The 4,016-nt window shown below is 64.1% G+C and carries 6 protein-coding genes and 1 pseudogene; 6 read left to right on the forward strand and 1 reads right to left on the reverse strand.

Annotated features, from left to right (window positions below):
• Positions 1-264, reverse strand: a pseudogene (locus ENZ75_RS23910) (HslU--HslV peptidase proteolytic subunit); the annotation flags it as partial.
• A 242-nt stretch (positions 265-506) separates the two neighbouring features.
• Between ENZ75_RS23910 and hisB the strand changes: the two are divergent.
• The 6 genes from hisB to ENZ75_RS23940 form a co-directional block, all read left to right on the forward strand.
• Positions 507-1,106: an imidazoleglycerol-phosphate dehydratase HisB gene (gene hisB, locus ENZ75_RS23915; RefSeq protein WP_063169777.1), complete on the forward strand. Its 600-nt coding sequence runs from the start codon at positions 507-509 to the stop codon at positions 1,104-1,106.
• A gap of 4 nt (positions 1,107-1,110) precedes the next feature.
• Complete coding sequence (locus ENZ75_RS23920) at positions 1,111-1,587, forward strand: DUF2628 domain-containing protein (RefSeq protein ID WP_063169778.1); 477 nt, start codon at positions 1,111-1,113, stop codon at positions 1,585-1,587.
• 23 nt (positions 1,588-1,610) lie between these two features.
• Positions 1,611-2,261 carry an imidazole glycerol phosphate synthase subunit HisH gene (gene hisH / locus ENZ75_RS23925; protein WP_128278354.1) on the forward strand — a complete coding sequence of 217 codons (651 nt, stop codon included), beginning with the start codon at positions 1,611-1,613 and terminating at the stop codon, positions 2,259-2,261.
• 86 nt (positions 2,262-2,347) lie between these two features.
• Entirely contained in the window at positions 2,348-2,638 is a 291-nt protein-coding gene (locus ENZ75_RS23930; protein WP_013528347.1) for a DUF1330 domain-containing protein, read from the forward strand.
• 4 nt (positions 2,639-2,642) lie between these two features.
• Positions 2,643-3,386 (forward strand): 1-(5-phosphoribosyl)-5-[(5-phosphoribosylamino)methylideneamino]imidazole-4-carboxamide isomerase, encoded by a 744-nt coding sequence (hisA, locus tag ENZ75_RS23935; protein WP_063169780.1) that lies wholly within the window; start codon positions 2,643-2,645, stop codon positions 3,384-3,386.
• The coding region (locus ENZ75_RS23940) for an arginase family protein (RefSeq protein ID WP_128278355.1) at positions 3,383-4,016 on the forward strand (634 nt) is incomplete at its 3' end. The genes hisA and ENZ75_RS23940, both read left to right, overlap by 4 nt.

Consider the following 4,016-nt stretch of genomic DNA (forward strand, 5'->3'; position numbering starts at 1 on the left):
GAGCTCGACGCAGGCGCGCGTCAGCTGGTCGGGATATTGTTCGAGCTTGGCCTCGAGCCGCTCCAAAAGCGTGAAGGCGTCGGCGGTGGCGCCGGCGAAACCGGCAATCACATTGCCGCCCTTGCCGATGCGGCGCACCTTCTTGGCGTTGCCCTTCATGATGGTCTGGCCAAGGCTGACCTGGCCGTCGCCGGCGATCACCACCTTGTTGCCCTTGCGCACCGTCACGATGGTCGTGGCGTGCATGGTCAGTTCATTGGACATTTCTTGGGCTCCGAGCAGCGCCATCCCGATAAGGCGATTGGCGCGGTACGAGTAACTTTGATCGGCCATATGTATGCATGGGGCCGGTGATTGCAAATCGCTCTCTGGCAAGGCCGATACCGATGCCGGAGGCAACTGGCAATCGCCGGATCATGCTGCTAGAAGGCTTTCGTTTTCAAGCCTGCGAGCGCTTGAAGCCTCTGAGCCGGTCACGATGTGAACCTCTGGACAAGGATAGAGTGATGCCGCCCCGTTCCGCCGAAGCGAGCCGTAAGACCAAGGAAACCGACATCTCCGTGTCGGTCCATGTCGACGGGTCCGGCAAGTCGGATATCGCTACGGGCGTCGGCTTCTTCGATCATATGCTGGACCAGCTGTCGCGCCATTCCCTGATCGACATGACGGTCAGGGCCAAGGGCGACCTGCATATCGACGATCACCACACGGTCGAGGACACCGGCATCGCGCTCGGCCAGGCCTTGACCAAGGCGCTCGGCGAGCGGCGCGGCATCATGCGCTATGCCTCGATCGACCTTGCCATGGACGAGACGCTGACGCGCGCCGCGATCGATGTGTCCGGCCGTCCCTTCCTGGTCTGGAACGTTTCCTTCTCGTCGCCGAAGATCGGCACCTTCGACACCGAACTGGTGCGCGAGTTCTTCCAGGCGCTGGCGCAGAATGCCGGCATTACGCTGCATGTCACCAACCACTATGGCGCCAACAACCATCACATCGCCGAGACCTGCTTCAAGGCGGTGGCGCGCGCGCTGCGCGCTGCTCTCGAACGCGATCCGCGCCAGCCGGATGCGGTTCCCTCCACCAAGGGATCGTTGAAGGGATAAGGCCATGGCCACCTACGTCGTGATGGAACCGCCAGGCCGCAGCGAAAAGGCTGATGCGACGGCCTTTGTCCGCGATGGCTTCACCTGGCTGGGCCTCCTGGTGCCGCCGCTATGGTTCGCCTGGCATCGGCTGTGGATCGAAGCAGCACTTGCCTTCGTCGTCATGGGCCTGCTTTCGATGCTGGGCCAGAAGCTCGGCCTTGGTGTGGCCGGGTCGCTGCTGTCGTTGTTGGTTTCGCTCTATGTCGGCCTGGAAGGGCAAGGCCTGCGCATCGCGGCACTTCGCCGGCGTGGTTGGCACGAGTGGGGCGCGGTCGAAGCCGGTTGGCTCGACGATGCCGACACACGCTATGCACTGGAGGCGGAAGCGCTTGCCGATGAGGTTGTGCCGGCGCCGCGCATGGTCCCCGATGCTGCCCTCGCGCGGCCAGCGCAGCCGGGCATTGCGCTGGGGCTGACCCACATACCGGGAAGAAACTGACATGATTCCGGGAAGAAGCTGAGATGCGGGTTGCGATCATCGACTACGGCTCGGGCAATCTGCGCTCGGCCACCAAGGCTTTCGAGCGCGCCGCGCGCGAAGCCGGCATCGCGGCGCAGATCGACCTGACGGCCGATGCCGAGCGGGTGCGCACGGCCGATCGCATCGTCCTGCCCGGCGTCGGCGCCTCTGCCGATTGCGCGGCCGGCCTGCAGGCCGTCGAAGGCATGTGGGAAGCCGTCGAAGATGTCGCGATCGTCAAGGGCCGGCCTTTCCTCGGCATCTGCGTCGGCATGCAACTGATGTCGCAGCGCGGCCTTGAAAAGACAATTACCGAGGGCTTCGGCTGGATATCGGGCGACGTCAAGGAGATCATGCCTTCCGATCCGGCGCTGAAGATCCCGCAGATCGGCTGGAACACCATCGAACTCAAACGCCAGCATCCACTGTTTGCCGGCATTCCCACCGGGACCAACGGGCTGCACGCCTATTTCGTGCACTCCTACCACCTCGATGCGCGCAAGCCGGACGAAGTGCTGGCGGTCGCCGATTATGGCGGCCCGGTGACGGCGGCCGTCGCCCGCGACAATCTCGTCGGCACGCAATTCCACCCGGAAAAGAGCCAGGCGCTGGGCCTCGCCCTGATCACCAATTTCCTGCGCTGGAGGCCCTAGAGCATGATCCCGAAAAGTGGACCCCGGTTTTCTCGGACAAACGGTCCCGTTTGTCCCGAGATCATGCTCAAGCAAAGGGGAAACCGATGAGCAAGAAGGGTTACTGGATGGCGATGGTCGAGGTGACCGATCCGGAAAACTATCCGCTATACATTGCCGCCAACAAAGCGGCTTTCGACAAATATGGCGCAAAATTCCTGACCCGCGGCGGTCAGTCGTCGAGCCCGGAAGGGTCGTCGGGCAATCGCCATGTCATCATCGAGTTCGAGAGCTACGCGGTCGCACTCGCCTGCTTCCATTCGCCCGAATACCAGGCGGCGCTGAAGTTCCGACGTCTCTATTCGACATCGCATTTCGCCATTGTGGAAGGCGCCTGAACGGATGATCCTTTTCCCCGCCATCGATCTCAAGGACGGCCAGTGCGTGCGCCTGAAGCACGGCGACATGGCCACCGCGACCATCTACAACGATGATCCTGCAGCGCAGGCGCGGGCCTTCGAGCAACAGGGCTTCGAATGGCTGCATGTCGTCGACCTCAACGGCGCTTTCCAGGGCCAGAGCGTCAACAGCGCGGCGGTCGGCGCCATCCTCAAGGCGACGAAGAACCCTGTGCAGCTCGGCGGCGGCATCCGCACGCTGGCGCAGATCGAGGACTGGCTCGATCGCGGGCTGGCCCGTGTCATCCTCGGCACGGTGGCGGTGCGTGACCCGGACCTGGTCAGACAGGCCTGCAAGGCGTTTCCGGGCAAGGTCGCCGTCGGCATCGACGCCAAGGGCGGCAAGGTCGCCGTCGAGGGCTGGGCCGAGGCGTCGAGCCTCGGCGTCGTCGAACTGGCGAGGAAATTCGAGGGCGCCGGAGTCGCCGCCATCATCTACACCGATATCGATCGCGACGGCGTTTTGACAGGCATCAACTGGGACGCCACCATCGATCTCGCCGATGCCGTATCGATCCCGGTCATCGCGTCGGGCGGCCTCGCCTCGATCGCCGACATCATGCGCATGACCATGCCCGATGCGCAAAAGCTCGAAGGGGCGATCTCCGGGCGCGCGCTCTATGACGGCCGCATCGATCCGGCCGAGGCCCTGGCGATCCTGCAGGGCAGGGCGGAGACGCGGACGTGAAAATCTCCATCATCCTGGCCTCCTACGACAGCGGTCATTACCATGGCGGCATGGGCCAGGGCCCGGACGCACTGATATCAGGCGGGCTCGTCGACGCGCTGACCATGGCCGGCCATGACGTTACGGTGGAAGACATCGGCAGGGTCGGAGACATCCAGGAGCGCGAGATCGCCACCGGCTTTGCTGTCTGCAACGCGGTTGCGACCGAGGTTCGCCTTGCCCGTGACGCCGGTCGGTTTCCCATCGTCCTTGCGGGAAATTGCCTGACATCAGCCGGTGCGGTCGCCGGCGAGGACGCCGATGCGATCATCTGGGCCGACCAGCATGGCGACCTCAACACGCCCGAGACATCGGCATACGGCTTTCTCGACGGCATGGCGCTGGCGACGGTGCTTGGCCTGTGCTGGAGGCCGATGGCGTCGGCCATTCCCGGCTTCAAGCCGATCGATCCGTCGCGTTGCGTGCTCGTCAACGCGCGCGATCTCGATCCGGACGAGAAGCGGCTGCTGGAGACGCTGCCGATCGTGCGGACGGAATGCGCCGGGGTGGCCCAGGCGACCGAAAGACTGAAGATCGCCGGCGCCAAACGCGTGCACATGCACCTCGATATGGACGTGCATGATCCCCGCG

The organism is Mesorhizobium sp. M7A.F.Ca.CA.002.04.1.1 (assembly GCF_004022805.1).
Classification (GTDB): Bacteria; Pseudomonadota; Alphaproteobacteria; order Rhizobiales; family Rhizobiaceae; genus Mesorhizobium; species Mesorhizobium ciceri.

Bases quoted from the DNA above. Each gene is read 5' to 3' on its own strand.
- hisB (WP_063169777.1), top strand. From the start codon at position 507: ATGCCGCCCCGTTCCGCCGAAGCGAGCCGTAAGACCAAGGAAACCGAC.
- ENZ75_RS23920 (WP_063169778.1), top strand. From the start codon at position 1,111: ATGGCCACCTACGTCGTGATGGAACCGCCAGGCCGCAGCGAAAAGGCT.
- hisH (WP_128278354.1), top strand. From the start codon at position 1,611: ATGCGGGTTGCGATCATCGACTACGGCTCGGGCAATCTGCGCTCGGCC.
- ENZ75_RS23930 (WP_013528347.1), top strand. From the start codon at position 2,348: ATGAGCAAGAAGGGTTACTGGATGGCGATGGTCGAGGTGACCGATCCG.
- hisA (WP_063169780.1), top strand. From the start codon at position 2,643: ATGATCCTTTTCCCCGCCATCGATCTCAAGGACGGCCAGTGCGTGCGC.